Origin of the sequence: Caldibacillus sp. 210928-DFI.2.18 (genome assembly GCF_020554505.1) — a bacterium.
GTDB lineage: Bacteria > Bacillota > Bacilli > Bacillales > Caldibacillaceae > Caldifermentibacillus > Caldifermentibacillus hisashii.
Map to the genome: position 1 here is coordinate 1 of NZ_JAJCHL010000199.1, position 923 is coordinate 923.

Annotated in this window: 4 tRNA genes; all 4 read right to left on the reverse strand. The window is 41.1% G+C overall.

From position 1 onward, the window contains the following. Positions 1 to 81: 81 nt before the first annotated feature. A tRNA-Trp gene (locus tag LIZ98_RS17540) sits at positions 82 to 155 on the reverse strand. Between the two features lie 8 nt (positions 156 to 163). Next, positions 164 to 245 (reverse strand) — tRNA-Tyr (locus LIZ98_RS17545). A 14-nt stretch (positions 246 to 259) separates the two neighbouring features. Next, positions 260 to 335: transfer RNA gene (locus tag LIZ98_RS17550), tRNA-Thr, on the reverse strand. Positions 336 to 483: 148 nt separating this feature from the next. Then, positions 484 to 559 (reverse strand) — tRNA-Phe (locus LIZ98_RS17555). Positions 560 to 923 lie beyond the last annotated feature (364 nt).

Here is a 923-nt window from a genome sequence, read left to right on the forward strand (position 1 = left end):
TGGGAATCGAACCCACGAATGTCGGAGCCACAATCCGATGCGTTAACCACTTCGCCACGACCGCCATTACTAATAAAATTATGGCAGGGGCAGCAGGAATCGAACCCACACTGGAGGTTTTGGAGACCTCTGTTCTACCTTTAAACTATGCCCCTAAATCAAGTGGAGGGGGACGGATTCGAACCGCCGAACCCTGAGGGAGCGGATTTACAGTCCGCCGCGTTTAGCCACTTCGCTACCCCTCCATATAATAAATGAATGGTGCCGGCCAGAGGACTTGAACCCCCAACCTACTGATTACAAGTCAGTTGCTCTACCAATTGAGCTAGGCCGGCATTATTATTGTTTTACTATACAATCTTCAACTTTTTTGTTACTCTTCTAATTCTCTCAATAAAGTTTTATAGATCAATCTGACCCGTTCTTATGTTATGAAATCCTTTGCCCTCTTTAACAATTGTGTTAGACTGGGAAATTACATTATGGTGGCTCGGGACGGAATCGAACCGCCGACACAAGGATTTTCAGTCCTTTGCTCTACCGACTGAGCTACCGAGCCTTATTAATATTAATCGATTGTATCCTATGTTCTCATTTCAGAAAGCTTATTCAAGAAACAGTTCAATTGATAAGGTGATGTAATTTCAAAATTGCATTTTCAATCCTTTGTTCTACCGACTAATCTGCTAAGCCTTATTGCATATATCCCTTCGGTTCAACCCTACTTTAAACCATACTATACAAACTGTTAGGACAAGCAATATTTAAAATGTTGATTTGCTGATCTTAATCTATATAAGTTTGATTAGCTATAAAAATTATAAGGTTTTTTAAATTTTAGTTCAACTAATATTAAATCATTTATGAAATGGCGGTCCGGACGGGACTCGAACCCGCGACCTCCTGCGTGACAGGCAGGCATT